The 16,160-nt window shown below is 49.2% G+C and carries 19 protein-coding genes; 9 read left to right on the forward strand and 10 right to left on the reverse strand.

All coding sequences use genetic code 11. The features are described from left to right. Positions 1 to 48: 48 nt before the first annotated feature. Positions 49 to 435: a lactoylglutathione lyase gene (gloA, locus tag CWE09_RS04160; RefSeq protein WP_126802747.1), complete on the forward strand. Its 387-nt coding sequence runs from the start codon at positions 49 to 51 to the stop codon at positions 433 to 435. Here gloA and CWE09_RS04165 read toward each other — a convergent pair. After that, positions 415 to 1,023, reverse strand: a complete 609-nt coding sequence (locus CWE09_RS04165) for a uracil-DNA glycosylase family protein (RefSeq protein WP_126802748.1) — start codon at positions 1,021 to 1,023, stop codon at positions 415 to 417. The genes gloA and CWE09_RS04165 overlap by 21 nt on opposite strands. Before the next feature lie 74 nt (positions 1,024 to 1,097). On the opposite strand from CWE09_RS04165, the gene CWE09_RS04170 reads away from it, so the two are divergent. The 4 genes from CWE09_RS04170 to CWE09_RS04185 all read left to right on the forward strand — a co-directional run bounded on the left by CWE09_RS04170 (position 1,098) and on the right by CWE09_RS04185 (position 4,546). After that, complete coding sequence (locus CWE09_RS04170) at positions 1,098 to 2,321, forward strand: RNA polymerase sigma factor (RefSeq protein WP_126802749.1); 1,224 nt, start codon at positions 1,098 to 1,100, stop codon at positions 2,319 to 2,321. 78 nt (positions 2,322 to 2,399) lie between these two features. Continuing rightward, a complete protein-coding gene (locus tag CWE09_RS04175; protein ID WP_126802750.1) occupies positions 2,400 to 2,765 on the forward strand; it encodes a YciI family protein in 366 nt (121 codons plus the stop codon). A 12-nt stretch (positions 2,766 to 2,777) separates the two neighbouring features. Next, a complete protein-coding gene (locus CWE09_RS04180; RefSeq protein ID WP_126802751.1) occupies positions 2,778 to 3,131 on the forward strand; it encodes a DUF1428 domain-containing protein in 354 nt (117 codons plus the stop codon). Between the two features lie 137 nt (positions 3,132 to 3,268). After that, on the forward strand, positions 3,269 to 4,546 hold the full coding sequence (locus tag CWE09_RS04185; protein ID WP_126802752.1) for a DEAD/DEAH box helicase: 1,278 nt from the start codon (positions 3,269 to 3,271) through the stop codon (positions 4,544 to 4,546). Positions 4,547 to 4,603: 57 nt separating this feature from the next. On the opposite strand, the gene CWE09_RS04190 is transcribed toward CWE09_RS04185, so the two are convergent. After that, entirely contained in the window at positions 4,604 to 5,155 is a 552-nt protein-coding gene (locus CWE09_RS04190; protein ID WP_157982808.1) for an outer membrane beta-barrel protein, read from the reverse strand. A gap of 106 nt (positions 5,156 to 5,261) precedes the next feature. Next, positions 5,262 to 5,561, reverse strand: coding sequence for a Rho termination factor N-terminal domain-containing protein (locus tag CWE09_RS04195; RefSeq protein WP_126802754.1), 300 nt, complete (start codon positions 5,559 to 5,561; stop codon positions 5,262 to 5,264). Between the two features lie 110 nt (positions 5,562 to 5,671). On the opposite strand from CWE09_RS04195, the gene CWE09_RS04200 reads away from it, so the two are divergent. Continuing rightward, positions 5,672 to 6,724, forward strand: a complete 1,053-nt coding sequence (locus CWE09_RS04200) for a Gfo/Idh/MocA family protein (RefSeq protein WP_126802755.1) — start codon at positions 5,672 to 5,674, stop codon at positions 6,722 to 6,724. Positions 6,725 to 6,727: 3 nt separating this feature from the next. Beyond that, positions 6,728 to 7,840: a DegT/DnrJ/EryC1/StrS family aminotransferase gene (locus CWE09_RS04205; RefSeq protein WP_126802756.1), complete on the forward strand. Its 1,113-nt coding sequence runs from the start codon at positions 6,728 to 6,730 to the stop codon at positions 7,838 to 7,840. On the opposite strand, the gene murI is transcribed toward CWE09_RS04205, so the two are convergent. Both murI and CWE09_RS04215 read right to left on the reverse strand, forming a co-directional pair. Next, positions 7,833 to 8,594: a glutamate racemase gene (gene murI, locus CWE09_RS04210; protein ID WP_198679594.1), complete on the reverse strand. Its 762-nt coding sequence runs from the start codon at positions 8,592 to 8,594 to the stop codon at positions 7,833 to 7,835. The two genes, CWE09_RS04205 and murI, sit on opposite strands and share 8 nt — an antisense overlap. Positions 8,595 to 8,699: 105 nt before the next feature. Continuing rightward, entirely contained in the window at positions 8,700 to 9,398 is a 699-nt protein-coding gene (locus CWE09_RS04215; protein ID WP_126802757.1) for an OmpW/AlkL family protein, read from the reverse strand. A 238-nt stretch (positions 9,399 to 9,636) separates the two neighbouring features. Between CWE09_RS04215 and CWE09_RS04220 the strand changes: the two genes are divergently transcribed. Further along, entirely contained in the window at positions 9,637 to 10,722 is a 1,086-nt protein-coding gene (locus CWE09_RS04220) for a WD40/YVTN/BNR-like repeat-containing protein (protein ID WP_126802758.1), read from the forward strand. On the opposite strand, the gene CWE09_RS04225 is transcribed toward CWE09_RS04220, so the two are convergent. The 4 genes from CWE09_RS04225 to coxB are packed head-to-tail and all read right to left on the reverse strand — an operon-like array spanning position 10,719 to position 15,061. Further along, on the reverse strand, positions 10,719 to 11,528 hold the full coding sequence (locus CWE09_RS04225) for a cytochrome c oxidase assembly protein (protein ID WP_126802759.1): 810 nt from the start codon (positions 11,526 to 11,528) through the stop codon (positions 10,719 to 10,721). The two genes, CWE09_RS04220 and CWE09_RS04225, sit on opposite strands and share 4 nt — an antisense overlap. Continuing rightward, positions 11,519 to 11,860, reverse strand: coding sequence for a hypothetical protein (locus tag CWE09_RS04230; RefSeq protein ID WP_126802760.1), 342 nt, complete (start codon positions 11,858 to 11,860; stop codon positions 11,519 to 11,521). The genes CWE09_RS04225 and CWE09_RS04230 overlap by 10 nt, the downstream gene beginning before the upstream one ends. After that, positions 11,857 to 14,358, reverse strand: coding sequence for a cytochrome c oxidase subunit I (gene ctaD / locus CWE09_RS04235; RefSeq protein ID WP_126802761.1), 2,502 nt, complete (start codon positions 14,356 to 14,358; stop codon positions 11,857 to 11,859). Before ctaD ends, CWE09_RS04230 begins: the two co-directional genes overlap by 4 nt. Beyond that, positions 14,351 to 15,061: a cytochrome c oxidase subunit II gene (gene coxB / locus CWE09_RS04240; protein WP_198679602.1), complete on the reverse strand. Its 711-nt coding sequence runs from the start codon at positions 15,059 to 15,061 to the stop codon at positions 14,351 to 14,353. Before coxB ends, ctaD begins: the two co-directional genes overlap by 8 nt. A 37-nt stretch (positions 15,062 to 15,098) precedes the next feature. Here coxB and CWE09_RS04245 point away from each other — a divergent pair, with 37 nt between their 5' ends. After that, a complete protein-coding gene (locus tag CWE09_RS04245; RefSeq protein ID WP_126802762.1) occupies positions 15,099 to 15,578 on the forward strand; it encodes a DUF2231 domain-containing protein in 480 nt (159 codons plus the stop codon). A gap of 2 nt (positions 15,579 to 15,580) precedes the next feature. Here CWE09_RS04245 and CWE09_RS04250 read toward each other — a convergent pair whose 3' ends face one another. Then, positions 15,581 to 16,027 (reverse strand): CopD family protein, encoded by a 447-nt coding sequence (locus CWE09_RS04250; RefSeq protein WP_126802763.1) that lies wholly within the window; start codon positions 16,025 to 16,027, stop codon positions 15,581 to 15,583. Between the last annotated feature and the right edge of the window lie 133 nt (positions 16,028 to 16,160).

The raw sequence follows: 16,160 nt of genomic DNA on the forward strand, positions 1-16,160 counted from the left end.
ATATGCACAATACTGATTTCATTAAACTTACCCAAATAAGGGGAATAAATGAGAATTTTGCACACCATGTTGCGGGTAGGTGACTTACAGCGCTCTATTGATTTCTATACTCAGGTGCTGGGTATGCGCCTGCTGCGCCGCTCAGATAACGAAGAATATAAGTATACCCTCGCCTTTGTCGGTTACGGCGACGAAAAAGATAATGCCGTACTTGAATTAACTTACAACTGGGACGTTGAAAGTTATGACATAGGTAACGCATTCGGCCATATTGCGCTGGAAGTCGACGATGTATATAGCGCCTGTGATGATATTCGCAAAATGCAGGGGACCATCAGCCGAGAGCCCGGTCCGGTAAAAGGTGGTACTACTAAAATTGCTTTTGTACGAGACCCGGATGGTTATGCTATTGAACTAATCCAAAGAAAAGAGTGAGAGTTCGTTGTTCTCGTTCAATAAGCTCGCCACTCTAGCCTGTATTTTTGGCACCAACTGACGCTCAAACCAGTCATTTTTTGCCAGCCATCGGTTATTACGAGGGCTAGGGTGTGGCAACGCTATCAGATTAGGCCAGTGGGTCTGCCAGCTCTGCACCGCGTCGGTTACCCGCGCATGATGCTCAGGCAAATGCCAGTCAATGGCGTAGCGGCCAATGGCCAGCGTTAGCTTAATATTAGGTAACTGAGCCAGTAATGGTTCCCGCCAACGGGGAGCACATTCAGGTCGTGGCGGTAAATCGCCTCCTTTACCAGAACCCGGGTAGCAAAATCCCATCGGTAAAATGGCAAATTTAGTGGCATCATAAAATGTCTCAGGCTTCACACCCAACCAAGTCCGAAGGCGCTCACCACTGGCATCGTCAAAAGGTTTGCCGGATGCATGCACTTTGCGGCCCGGCGCTTGCCCCGCAATCAAAACGGACGCTTGTGCCGACGCCTGCACTACTGGCCTCGGCCCCAGCGGCAGATGCTGCTGGCACAGACTACAACTGCGCACCTGTGTTAAAAGTAAATCCAGACCCATCGAGGTGCCTCCAATTGACTCTGTTAATAAGAAGATACAAAGTTAGCAGTGTTTAAGAATTAAGGTAGCAGCCTATGAAAGACTCCAGTACTGATCTCAGCAAGCTTTACCAGCACCAGTCAAGTGCTGTGCTAGCCACTCTTATCCGCTTGCTGGGCGATTTTGACCTGGCTGAAGAAGCCATGCATGAGGCATTTGCTGCGGCTATTAAGCAGTGGCCTCAGCAGGGAATCCCGGAAAACCCAACCGCCTGGTTAATCAGCACAGGTCGTTTTAAAGCCATTGATCAAATACGCAAACGACAGCATGCCAACAGCTATTTACAGCGTTATCAGGACGCTGACATGCAGACAACCACACTAAATGAACATAGCATTCAGGACGATCAGCTAAGGCTTATCTTTACTTGTTGTCACCCAAGCCTGAATAGTGAAGCCCAACTGGCTCTTACCCTGCGTGAAATGTGTGGTTTTACTACCGAACAGGTCGCCAGCGCGCTACTGCAGAAAACCACTACCGTCGCTCAGCGTATCGTAAGAGCGAAACGTAAAATAAAAGAAGCTGAAATTCCTTATGAGGTGCCTGAGGAAAAAGAACTTCCTACCCGACTACAAAGTGTTTTGCAGGTGATTTACCTGATGTTTAATGAAGGGTACCTGCAAAGCCACGGGGATCAACTACTCAATAACAGTCTTTCTGCAGAAGCGATACGCCTGTGCAAACTACTCAATGAGTTACTCCCCAAAGCAGATGTTCAGGGGCTACTTGCGCTAATGTTACTGCATGATTCGCGGCGCAACGCGCGACAGGATGCTAACGGCGATATTATTACTCTGGATGAGCAGGACCGTAACCTGTGGGATCGACAACAAATTCATCAGGGCCTTTATTATTTAACTCAGGGATTGCAACAGCGGCCTGTCGGCCCTTATTGCCTGCAAGCCGCCATAGCGGCTATGCATGCTCAGGCGCTTAGTTACCCAAATACAGACTGGGCACAAATAACTAGTCTGTACGACGCCTTGTATCAACAGGTGCCGACGCCCGTGGTAGCACTTAACCGGGCGGTAGCTATAGCTATGCGCGACGGTCCTGAAGCTGGATTGCAACTACTCGATGAGCTGGGTAACCATAAGGCCATCCAGAATTACCACCTGTACCACGCTGCCAAAGCAGATCTTTATCGCCGCAAACAGCAAACTGACAAAGCTATTGAAGCCTATCAACGGGCTCTTGACCTTACCCAGCAAGAAGCTGAAAAACGCTTTCTGCAACGCCGCCTGGACGCTTTGCAATAATTTTTTTATTTTTTGTCGATTTTCTGCTTCGGCTTTCGACTATCAGGTACCCACTATTCACCTGGAAGCGAGGTAAAAATGAAATATGTTGCTCTGGTTTATTATCAGGAAAGCGAAATTGACCGTATGTCAGAACGTGAATGGCATGATTTGAATCAGGAGTGCGTCGCCTCTGTTGAGAAGTTGACGGAGTCCGGACATTTTGTCACGGGGCAACCCTTAGCCTCTGTAGAAAATGCCACTACAGTAAGAGTGCGCAATTCGGAAACGCTGATTTCAGACGGCCCTTTCGCTGAAACTAAAGAACAACTGGCGGGGTTTTACCTGCTTGAGGCCCGTGATTTAAACGAAGCGCTGCAACTGGCCAGCGGCATCCCACCAGCCCGTCTGGGCAGCATTGAAGTTCGCCCGGTGCGCGAGCTACCGCCTAAAGACCCGCTTTAACAGGAGAATACTATGAATTACGTAGATGGTTTTTTAACTGCCGTACCTACTGCCAACAAAACAAAATACATACAGCATGCCAAAGAGGCTGCTGTTGTTTTTAAAGATCATGGCGCACTAAAAATGGTGGACTGCTGGGGTGACGATGTCCCTCAGGGAAAAGTCACCTCGATGCCTCAGGCTGTGCAATGCAAGGAAGATGAAACGGTAGTCTTTTCCTGGATAGTCTGGCCTTCCCGTGAAGTTCGCGATGAAGCTATGGCTAAAGTCATGAACGACCAGCGACTGCATCCAGATGTAAACCCCATGCCCTTCGATGGGAAACGCCTGATCTATGGCGGTTTTGCAATGATTCTTGACGAATAACCCCTGCCCCTGCATTGCTGGCACGCGTTGCCCTGATGCCAGCAATGTAGATTAAAGCGGCGAAGTACGCTATGCTGACGCCCGCAATTCACAGAGACAACCCCCGCGTTTCTAATTACCGAGATTACATATAATACATGAGTTTTAAGTCACTGGGCCTGTGTGCCCCTGTTCTGGCTGTGCTTGAAGAGCAAGGCTATACCGAACCCACGCCTATCCAGGCGAAAGCAATTCCTGCAGTGCTTGATGGACGCGATGTCATGGCCGCTGCACAGACGGGAACCGGCAAGACTGCTGGATTCACGCTCCCTATACTCGAACTGTTAAAAGACGGTGAACGGGCAAAACCCAACGAAGCGCGGGTATTAATACTTACCCCAACCCGTGAACTGGCCGCTCAGGTTGCCGAAAGCGTAGCCACTTATAGTCGCGGGCTGAACCTGAGATCCGCCGTAGTATTTGGTGGCGTTAAAATAAACCCACAAATGATGCAGTTGCGTAAAGGCGTCGATATTCTGGTAGCCACCCCAGGCCGCTTGCTGGATCTGTATCAGCAAAATGCGGTGAAGTTTCCAAAGCTGGAAATGCTGGTACTGGATGAAGCCGACCGCATGCTGGATATGGGCTTTATTCACGACATTAAACGCATACTTAAAGTCTTGCCTGCTAAGCGTCAGAACTTACTGTTCTCAGCCACTTTTTCCACCGAAATCCGTGCGCTGGCTAAAGGTATGGTCAATGACCCGATCGAGATTTCAGTAAGTCCTGAAAACACCACCGCTGAACGTGTCGAGCAAATGGTGTATCCGGTGACCAAAGCGCAGAAAGCGGCTTTACTGGTGACCTTGATAAAAGAACTAAACCAACCGCAAATACTGGTATTCACGCGCACCAAACACGGTGCTAATAAGCTGACCAAGCAACTTTGCAGTGCCGGTTTCCAGGCCGCGGCCATTCACGGCAATAAAAGTCAGGGAGCCCGTACCAAGGCTCTTAGCGCTTTTAAATCCGGCGAAATGCAGGTATTGGTCGCAACCGATATTGCAGCCCGCGGACTGGATATTGATTTATTGCCGTATGTGGTCAACTACGACCTGCCGCAGGTTGCCGAAGATTACGTTCATCGGATTGGTCGTACAGGCCGTGCCGGCTCCAGTGGAACCGCACTATCACTGGTGTGCGATGAAGAAATCAAACAACTGCGTGCCATTGAACGCTTTACCGGTCAAAAAGTCATCCAGAATGACATGCAGGAGTACAAAAGTCAGTTTGATACTGTATCCCTTGCCGGACCGGGCAAGAGCATTCCCAAGCCAGCGCGCAGCCAGCCTCGCCGCGGCTCCCCCGGTGGTCACCAAAGCACACAGGGTGAACGAGCCAGAAATCACAGTTCTGGCAGACGTCGCCAGGGTTAATTCTGCATACCGAAAATTGCGCTCTTCAGTATAATGAGGAGCGCAGTCGCCTATTCTCTAAAAGCGAACCCCTAACGATAAACGTGCTACTGAATAATCAAAATCTGACATCTCGTATTCCAGACTGACGTGAGTCCGGGGCAGAAAATTAGCGCGCAATCCACCGCCATATATCACTGCTGTTTCACTTTGCCCGGTAAAAAACTCGCCTGATGCATGCCGCATATCAGCAATACCCAGAGTCCCGTAGACAGACCACATAGGCGCTACCCGCAAGCGTGGTACCAAAGCAAGCGACCAGGACTCGAAACGGGTATTATCTTCCCGATTAATTGGAGTACAGATCACATCATCACCCGGGGAACAATAAGTGCGACTGTGATAGTCTCCGCGCTCATACATAGCCCGGACACCCAGATTATTCATCAGCCGATAATGAGCACTGACACCAAACATTGAAGATGAATCGTTAATATCCGAATATAAGAATTCTCCCGAGTCGGTCGTGTAATCCAGATCACCGTGTCCCCAGTGCCCGGAAAAAGTCCAGTTCCCGGAAAATGCCTGGGCTACTCCGCTGAATAACACGGCACTTAACAATGAACTCATAAGCAAACCTGACCAATACATCCGTCTCATTGTTATATCTCCTTTAAAACTATACCTAGTAATCACTAACTAATAGCACAAAGCTTTCAGCCTTGCCCATCGGAGCTTATTGCCTGTCGCGGATAGCCTTAATCAACTGATCTTTATTCATATCACTACGCCCTTTAATATCAAGTTGTTGCGCGCGATTGTAAAGTTCATCGTAACTTCGTTCCTGCAGCGATGTATTCGGGTTACCACTGCCCTGAGTGCTTTCATTAGGAGTACGCCCTTCTTCCCGCCGCTGCTTGTTCACAGTACGTGACGCTATCTCTTTTGCTTCCTTCTCGCTTTTACCATTCGCTAGCTGATCTTCCTTGATATGTTGATACTGTCGCTCGTCTTTATCACTCCACACGTCTGGCATACGGCCTCCTCATTTATTTAGTCTTCACCTTGATTATAGCCAGTCTATAAATATTGAGCTAAGGTTCTCCTTAAAGCTTATGATTAAATTAAAGTCTAAAAGAGGCGAAAATGCAGCGGAACGCAAAATTACGCACCGGTGTTGTCGGGCTTGGCTATTTCGGTGCTTTCCACGCCGAAAAACATGCCACCTTACCTTCTTGTGAATTAGTAGCTGTCGCCGATACCGACCTCAAAAAAGTGCATAAAGTCAGTATGGAGCATGATGTTCAGGGGTTTAACAGCCATCACGATTTAATTGGGCAGGTAGACGCCGTGAGCATAGCAACGCCCGCGGAATCACATTATCAGGTAGCCCGCGATTTTCTGCAGGAGGGGGTTCATGTGCTGCTGGAAAAACCTATTGCCAGTAACGCCAAACAAGCACGAGAACTGATTCAGCTTGCCAATCAGCATCACTGTATCTTGCAAATTGGTCATTTAGAACGTTTTAATCCTGTGTTTATTGCCCTGCCTCAATCCTTGCAAAAACCTGAGTATATAGAAAGCCATCGTCTCACCCAGTTTCAAAGCCGCGGACAGGATGTCAACGTGGTGCTGGATCTCATGATCCACGATATCGATCTGGTTCATGCGCTTATACCATCTGAAGTAATTCAAGTGCAGGCAAAAGGTGTTTGCGTATATTCAAAGACGGTAGATTTAGTCAATGCTATCCTATACTTTGCGAATGGCTCTGTCGCCAATCTTACCGCCAGCCGTGCAAGTATAGAACCCAGGCGAGCTATCCACTTGTTTCAGGAACAGGCCTATACCTGCCTGGATATGCAGCATAAGACCATTACCACGCAACAACAAAAGGGCAAAGCACAACCAGTTGTGGACACTATAAGACTGCAAAATGAAGACACGCTGCGCGCAGAAATAGCCTCTTTCGCAGAAGCAGTACAAAATCAAAAACCGCCCTTAGTAAGCGGAGACGATGGCCTTAAAGCAATCAGCACAGCCCGTAGAATATGCCTCGCCATGCAACGGAGTAATCCCGACAACCCACTTCCTTTACGTGAAGAAACACAGTATCAGAAACGGCATATCGCTTACGATCGACACCCGGAAACGCGCGAAATATTTTTCTCACGACCATCTTTGGTAAAGGGTCTTTAACCTATGATTCCTGTTTTCAGTCCTACACCTCAGCACCAACATGCAGAACCAGAAGTAACCCTGGCCATCCAGCAGGTGCTGACTAGCGGTCAATTTATATTAGGCTCTCAGGTAACTGCTTTCGAGCAAGAAGTAGCTACTTACCTGGGAGTCGAACATGCCATTGGTCTCGCTTCGGGAACTGACGCACTGCATTTGGCCCTGCTTGGAGCTGGTATAGGTCCCGGAGACGAAGTCATCACCTCGCCTTTTACCTTTATAGCCACCGTAGAAGCCATTTATTATTGTGGGGCCAAACCGGTCTTTGCAGATATTGATCCAGTTAGCCTGAACATTGATCCAGAGCGAGTGGCAAAAGCCGTCACTAAGCGTACTAAAGCGATTTTACCTGTTCATTTATTTGGTCTCGCTGCCGACATGGAGCCACTGCTTGAACTGGCCAGAGCACATCAGCTAAAGGTGATTGAAGACTGCGCTCAAGCATTCGGCGCGCGTTATAGAAACCAGCTGGCAGGCAGTTTTGGTGACGCTGGTTGCTTTAGCTTCTTTCCCACCAAAAATTTAGCAGGTTATGGTGATGGCGGTATGCTGACCACCAATGATAAAGAGCTCGCGGAAAACGTTCTGGCTTTACGTAATCACGGAAGTAAACACCGCTACCACCATGACAAATTAGGCTTCAATAGCCGACTCGATGAAATTCAGGCAGCCGCGTTGCGCATTAAGCTTCAATATATAGATACCTTTAACCAGTCCAGACGTGATATCGCTGATGCTTATAATAAGGCTTTTGAGAGCCTTCCCATCCAGCGTCCTCAAGCCCCGGAGCATTGTCACCATGTGTACGGACAATATACCATTCAAACTGACAACAGAGACCAGCTAAAATCAGCGCTACAACACGAAGACATAGGCTCTGCGGTGTATTACCCCATCCCCTTACATCAGCAGCCGGTTTGTAAGCCAGACTCAGCCGGAGCCGTTTTCAATACCAGTGAGCAAGCGGCAGCACGTTGTTTGTCACTGCCTGTGTTTCCGGGCATGACCGAACAACAAGTTGAGAAGGTCACCGATGTCGTTGGTGACTTTTATCGTACAAAAAGCTGTCTTACCTAAAACTGAGCAATGGAGTGAGCTGAGCCACCCGCTCTGCATCATCTTCTTTGCCAGAAGAGTAGAAACTGATAAGGCCAGTTGGACCCGATATTGCTGGCGGCACCGAGTTAAACAGGTGACGCACAGTGCCTTCGTTGCCATCAATAATATTAACAGGCCGCGCAAAAAGCTTCGCGATGCAGCTTTTAAAATAGATAAAGTGGGTACACCCCAGCACCAGACTTTCATACTCTGCCAGATGCAGACCGCTTAAACGCTCCTGAATATAATGTTTAACTGCCGCTGAATCAAAATCAAAAGACTCAGCGAAAGACACCAGTTCGTCCATAGCTAAGCGCTCAACCTGCTGTTCGCTGTCAAGACTGCTCAGTAATTCGCTTAATTTACTTTCCTGCAATGTCAAAGAAGTCGCCATGACCAGAACTTTGCCACCGTTATTGCGAGCAATAGCAGGCTTAATCGCTGGCTCCATACCGATCACCGGAAAACTATAACGTTGTCGCAAGTCCTCAATAGCCACCGCCGTTGCCGTGTTACAGGCCACGACCAGGGCCTCAATATTCTTTTCCACCAGAAAATCCGCGGCCTGAATCACCCGCTGGCGAACCAGCTGCCGGGGTTTGCTACCATAAGGAACAAAGTCGGTATCCGCGTAATACAGATAGTTGCGTTGTGGGCAAAGCCTGGCAGCACTGCCCAGTACAGTTAATCCGCCGATACCTGAATCAAAAAATGCGATGCTCAAAGGGTTCATTATCTCCTGACTATGCTGATAAGTTAAACTTTGAGCTGGTACTATATCACTAATAAAAAGCGCCCGTTATCATCAATAACGGGCGCTGAAAAACTGACCGAAAAGTTAGAAATTCCAGCGTAAGCCTGCCATAGCAACGACTGGGTCTATCTGCACATCTACACTTTGTATCGTATTACCATTGACCCGCACTCGACCTGTGGTCTCAATATCCATTTTGCTAACCATTAAATGCGCGCCCAGGTTATCAGTAAACTTAATATTAATGCCCACCTGTAAAGCAAAACCAAAGGAATCCTTCAGCGATAAACTTACCGTATCGGAGTCCGTAGTAACCCCCAAGTCCTGCAAAGCACCGGTTAAGTCGCTATGCACACTTTCACTAAAGAACGTAGTGTAATTCAGGCCCAATCCGACAAAAGGTTGCACCCGATCACTGCCAGTATCAAAATAATACTGAGCCAGCAAAGTCGGCGGTAGGTGCTTCGTATCGCCAATATTAAGTCCATCAATAGCCGAACCTTTGACTTTAATATCATGACTAAAAGGTGTGGCCGCAATTAACTGAACGCCCCAGTTAGGTGTGAACCTGTAATCAATAGTCAAACCCAGCTGAGTATTATTATTTACTGAAGCCTCTGTAGAACCTTCAGGCAAACCCGCTACCTGTTCAATAACATCCAGATTGGAACTACTGCTATCAGGAGCAACCCATATAGGCCCTACATTCACTCCCCATTCTGCCATCGCTGGTACAGTAGCCAAACTCAGTAAGACACCGGTTAGTACAACGTGCTTTTTCATGCTCTTCTCCACGTATTGAATATGCGGCTATTGTGCTCCTTCCTACCTGGCAAACCTTGTGCCTGATCAAAGGCTAACGGCGGTAGTATGCGACTCAAGACTAACTATTGTTGTATATCAAGTTATAGGTAGCTGTACGCTCCGGTTTGTATGTAAATGAGAAGTTAATCCTATACAACAAAGAGGCAGTTATAACCTAAACTGTTCGTTTAATCGTTGCCTGACAAAGAGAGCTGCTATGTTTGACACACGCCCCCTGCTATCCATTCTTATGCTAATCAGTCTCAGCGGATGTCTTGGTTCCAGCACGCCTCTTCAGGGCAGTAGTCAGCCTCCCAATGACTCAGACATTGTCAGCTTCACCCAGCAAGGGTTAGATGGCATTGCGGTGCTGCATCTTGTACGACAGGGCTCTGCTATTCTCGCAGGCACTGATAACGGCCTGTACATTAGCTCTGACCTGGGCGCCAGTTGGCAGCACCTGGGGCTCGAAGGGGGAACTTTGCTTTCTTTAGTTGTGCTTTCTGACTCCCACCTGTTAACAACCGTTGCTTACCCCAACAATAATAACGGTATTCGCCTCTATGAAAGCCGCGATAGCGGTAACAACTGGAAAACGCTGGAGCATAATTTTGCGGAACTGGAAATGCTCCTCTACGATGCTGACAACGGTGTGCTCTATGGTGGCGGTCAGGCTGCCATAGCGCGCTCGTATAATGAAGGTGTGAGCTGGGAACTAATCAATGGAGAAACAGGTCTAGCCGCTACGACTTCAGCCATGGCACTGAGCCCTGTTTATCAGGAATTCTGGCATGGCGGTCAGGGGTCAATTGAGAACCATTATTTACGCCGTTTTAGTTTAACTGGCGACGGACAGGATAGCTGGAATGATATTTTTCCCAACCCCTCAGTAATCAAGTCTATTCAGTTTCATCCGAACGAACCCGATCATGTGATAATCAGTGGCGAGGGCGGTATAGGAATCAGCCGTGATCATGGCACCAACTGGCAAACGCCCTTTGGTGATGTGGATTATGCTTTTTACTGGGATCTCATTATTAACCCCGATAATCCAGATCAATGGTTCACCGCCAGTTGGCGTAAAAACCAGGACACGCAACAACTAACCCTTGAATACACAAAAGATAATGGCCACAGCTGGACTCAGGTTAATCACCCAGCCACTGACCAGCCTTATGGTGTGCGCAGTATGCTCTTACTTCCAGAACGGGAAAATGGCCGTAAAGTTTTATTACTCGGACTCATGGGTGGCTCTCACCAGGGCGCGGGTGTGATGAAAGTCACCCTGGACCTGCTCCCCTAGCTCTCCAACATGCGCCGGCGTAACTGCCGATACCAACGGTTGCCAGCCCAGATAGAAGCGGCGATATAGGGTATGCCCCCCAGCACCCACATAATGAGTCCAGCTAACTGCTGATCCTGCAGGTGGCGGGCTTCTCCATATAGGGGTTCACTGGCAAAAGTCAGCAAGGCGCCCAGAAATCCGGTATGCATCAAGGTAAACAATAAGGCCAATAATGCAAAAGGCGCTTTGCGCGTGTTGGCGTATAATACCGACCACCAGAACCAGACCGCCGTTATCAAGAAGCAGGCATGCTCAAAGGCATGTATCCAGGGGTCTTCTACCGCCAGCATATAAAAGACCGGAATGTGCCAGAACCAAATCATAAAGCCGTGCAGATAAGCACAAAACATGGGGTAACGAGTGATTTTAAAAGCGAAGTTCCAGAATTTTCGCCCATAACGTCCTGACGCCACGTAAAGCTGCGGCAAAGGTTTAGTCAGTGCAAACAAAGGTGCTATCACCACCATCATAAACATATGTTGGGTCATATGAGCAGCTGCACTGGTTTCCGCCCATTCATCCAGCGGTCCCAGAATGGTGATGATGGTTATCACCGCCGTACTGTGAAACAGCCAGCGACGCCAGACACGGGTCGGACTGCGCCGGGTACCCACTACATAAAGTAGCCAGAACACGAGTACCAATAGCGCTGTGAGCCCTGAGGCAATGCGTTCCTGCCCGTCACTAGTGACCGGATTATGGGCCAGCGCCTGAGGCGCCCATAAGGTAAATAACATAACACTTAAAAATAAAACTATACGCATGGAGGCAATATCACCACAGGTAGACCAATAAATAATGCTGATAAGGCTGACAGCAGGTAAATAGCCGCCGCAATACGCAGTATAAAACGGCGATTAGATTTCAATGCCGGGGCTGCCCGCAAACTAGCCCAGGCCAGAAGCAGCAGCACGCCGGTAGTAGCCAAGGTCAGCACTAGCAAAGAAGCATTTATCCAGGTCAGAGCACCCGCCTCTGCTGCTGGCGGCGCCACTTCACAAGCCACCGACAGGCCTCCGTAGAGCGCCACAAACCAGACACTCCAGACAACCAGTCCCAGCACCAAATGCAGCGGATGCGCAGTTATCTGCTTCATGACATCCCCCAGGCCATTGGCAACAAGAAAAAAGAAGCCAGACTGCACCAGAAGATACCCAGGCTATAGACCCATAAAGGTTTAATGACTATAGGCTCATACGGCAGTCCTTTATGGACGTAACCAAAACGAACCCGCAATGCCTGCAAGGCGGTGACAATAACACTCAGGCCACTGTGAAAGATGAGGAACATCAGCATGACCAGCAATACAGCATCATGTGCCAGTTCCGTAAATTGCAGTGGGGCGCTGACAGTCACCCATAACAATATAGCTAAATGTGCCACACTAACGGCACTGACCAGCCATAGACCTGAACCCAGGCCACTATCATCCCCCCGGCGCAAACGAGCAACCAGGCGGTTATACAACACCACAGCAATGGTCAGAAAAATGCCGCTAGCCGTTAACCAGGGCAACGAAACTGCCGACTCTTCGGGTACCGCCCACTCCGGTGATACGGTCCACAAATAAAACCAACCAAATAACAATGACAGATAAAGTGCACCGTCCGCCAGCAATGTGATGACCATGCCCCATAAACCCGGTCCATCAAAGGTCCGCGAATGCAAAGGCGGATTTCGCGGTTCATTTTCAGTAACAGGTGCCGCCGCCGGATGCGCTCCATTTTCCCAGCTCCAGCGCAATAAACAGGCAGCCGCTGCTATAGTGCCTATTATAGCGACCGGATAGAACCGAACCAGTAAACTGACACAGACAATTGCCAGACAGAACGCTGCACTCAGAGGCCACCATGAATTAGTCGGTAAATGCATAACTTCTTTTAATTTTCCGCTAATAGCATCGCTACCATAGGTCTCCCGACGACCATGTTCTATCTCAGTTAAGCCATGCTGTCCCTGCGGAATACTACGGGTCAGCTCCGGTTGCTCCCATAACGGATGCCGCGTTTCGATATTCGGAATACTGGCAAAGTTATAAGGCGTCGGTGGCATGCCAGTTGCCCACTCCAGGGTATCCGCTTTCCAGGGATTGACCTTAGCTTTGCGCCCGAAATGAAAGTGCAGCACGACATCCAGAATGATCATAGCCACCCCGGCTGCCATCACGAAGCCTCCCACGGAAGACAACAGGTTAAGCCAGTCCCAGCCCAGACCTCCTTCGTAGGTATATACCCGCCGTGGCATACCCAGCAAACCCGTCAGATGCATCATTAAGAAAGTTGCGTTAAAACCAATGAACGTCAACCAGAACCCCCAACGCCCCAGGCGCTCAGAAGGCATGCGCCCGGAAAACTGAGGTAACCAGTAATACAAGCCAGCAATTAACGGAAAGAACATGCCCCCAACCAGCACATAATGCAGATGTGCCACCACAAAATGAGTATCATGAACCTGCCAGTTAAAAGGCACCATTGCCAGCATTACCCCAGTGAGGCCACCGCAGACAAAAACGATCAGAAAACCAAAGACCCACAGCATCGGCAGGTTATACACCACTTTTCCGGTCCACAAAGTAGCCAGCCAGGCAAATACCTGTATGGCGGTGGGAATCGCTACCATCATGCTGGCAATAGCAAAAAACGCTTGTGCGAGTTGCGGGATGCCGATGGTAAACATATGATGCACCCAAAGGCCAAAGCTAATAAAACCGGTCAGAATAATAGACAGTACTATCCAGCGGTAACCCACAATAGGCCGTCCTGAAAACACCGGAATAATGGTTGAGATAATGCCCGCAGCTGGCAGAAAGATAATGTAGACTTCCGGGTGACCAAACAGCCAGAACAGATGCTGCCATAGAATAGGATCGCCACCTGCGGCCACTTCAAAAAACGGCATGCCTGCAGCCCGTTCCAGTTCAAGCAGAACACTAGCCAGGATCAGCGGCGGGAAACCAAAAACAATCATCAATGCCATGGCCAGAATATACCAGCAGAAAATAGGCATTTTGCTCAGCGTCATGCCCGGCGCGCGGGAGCGCAGAATAGAAACGGTCAGCTCAACCCCGGCTGCCACAGCTGAAATCTCAACAAAGGTAATACCCAGTAACCAGAAATCAGAACCTGGACCGGGGGAGAACTCGGCGCTGCTAAGCGGGGTATACATAAACCAGCCAGAATCAGGCGCAACCCCCAGAAACAGACTCGACATAATAATAATGCCGCCAAACAGATAGCAGTAATAACCCAGCGAACTAATGCGCGGGAAAACTAAGTCGCGCGCACCTATCAGCTTGGGTATCATATAAATGGCGGTACCTTCGAGGATGGGGATAGCAAACAGGAACATCATCACAGTGCCGTGCATAGTGAAGACCTGACTGTAAACATCCGCACTGAGGATGTTTTGTTGAGGCAACGCCAGTTGTGTGCGCGCTAACATGGCAAGTAAGCCACCAATCAGGAAAAAAACCGCCCCTGTCATCATAAAGCGGCGGCCTATGGAGGTATGGTTTACCGCAGATAAGGTGCCCAGCCCCGGTAAATTACCCCAGACCTTTTCAAAGCGCTGATGCAAGGTCTCCGTATTATTCATTATTTTCAGCCTCCATCTGCAACAGCCAGTTCTCATAATCTTCAGCGGCTAATGCAGTGACTTCAAACTGCATAAATGCATGGCCCCGACCGCAAAACTCTGCACATTGCCCGCCATAGGTGCCTGCTTCATCCGCACTTAAACGCAGTACATTGGTGCGCCCGGGAATGGCATCTATTTTGCCGCCTAGTCGGGGTACCCAAAAGGAATGAATTACGTCTTCACTGCTGATATAAAAGTCCACTGGCGTATCAACCGGAATATAAATCTGATCAATGAGCTCAAAGCCCTCTTCCGGGTAGCTCACCCGCCAGAACCACTGATGCGCTTCTATTTCAATACGCGTCACTTCGCCATCCTCAAGTGGCAATGGCAGCATGTTGTGACCTATTGGAATGCCAAAGGCCAGCAACACAGTAATAGCTACCGTAGGCAAAGCTATACCGCCTCCTATCACCCACTGGTTCTGCAGTTTTTGAGCTTCTTCGTCACTTATGTTTAGCGCTTTTCTGCGCATGGCATACCACCACAAAGCACAGACGACTATAAGCACCAGAGAGGCAACAATAAACATGCCCCACCAAAGTGCAGCGACTGAAGATGCTGCCGGTCCAGCCGGATCCAAGGTTGAATAAGGGCCACTGCAGCCTGTCATGAACAACAGGGTGGCAGCCAGTATCAGTTCTGCTACTCTATTTCTCATAAATCTCGCCAAACTACGCATGAGGATCACCTGACAGATGCCTACCGCCAAAATTGAAAGTCGGGCCGCGTTGCGCGGACATCCACTGCATCCAGTGCTTATCCACTTTCCCATCGCGGCCTTGCTGATGCTGCTGGCCAGCGATATCGCTTTTGTTTTTACCCACGATACCTTCTGGGCCCGGGCTGGTTTCTGGCTGGCGGCCGTAGGCACGGTAGGCGGGGCAGTTTCCGGACTCGCCGGTGCTATTGACCTTTTTACTGTGGCCCGCATACGGCGCCTGGTAACAGCCTGGGCCCACGGTATTCTGGCGGTCATGTTGTTGTCGCTGGCAGCTTTTAATTTCATGCTCAGGCTGGACGACATGAGCGCGTACATAATGCCCTGGGGTCTGTACATGTCGTTGCTCACATTCGCCCTGGTCAATATCACTGGTTTTCTCGGTGGCCAGCTGGTTTACGAGTATGGTGTTGGCGTAGATATCAGGGAAGCCACAAGCCGGGATGTTAAACCCTGAATTCAAAGTGACCATGGCAACACCTCCGGTACTCCGGGTTTTGCCAGCACCAGCCATATAATAAGAGTCAGTATAATCAACAGGAAAACAATAAAAATCCAGCTTAGTGCGCTTACAAACTTAAACTGCTGACGCTCTACGCGAATGATTAAAAGCCCCATGCAGGCATGGGCTGCAGCCAACATAGCCACCAGTGTGAGTTTAGCAATCAGCCAGAACTCGATACTGTTATTGACCAGAAATACCAGGCTGCCCGCTATGATGGCAATAAGCGCAGCCGGCGTAGCAATATGGGTATACACAAAACGAGGAATAGAATCCTGCCCAATGGGCGTGCGGCTAAACTCGTTGACCTCTTTGCCCGCACCAGCTAGCACAGCAGGTACATACAGCGCGCCAGCAGACCAGATCGACAAGGCCATGATGTGCAAGGATAACAGCCAAATCACTATTCAGTACTCCCTGCGTCTTGAGTACGCCTCTGAAAGTTCATAAAACCTCTTATATTTCAACCGACTGTTAACAGCAAAATAATACTTAGAAAGCAGTATTCAGCTTTGCAGGCAAATCCATATTTTGCAA

The organism is Aliidiomarina minuta, assembly GCF_003987145.1.
Taxonomy (GTDB): domain Bacteria; phylum Pseudomonadota; class Gammaproteobacteria; order Enterobacterales; family Alteromonadaceae; genus Aliidiomarina; species Aliidiomarina minuta.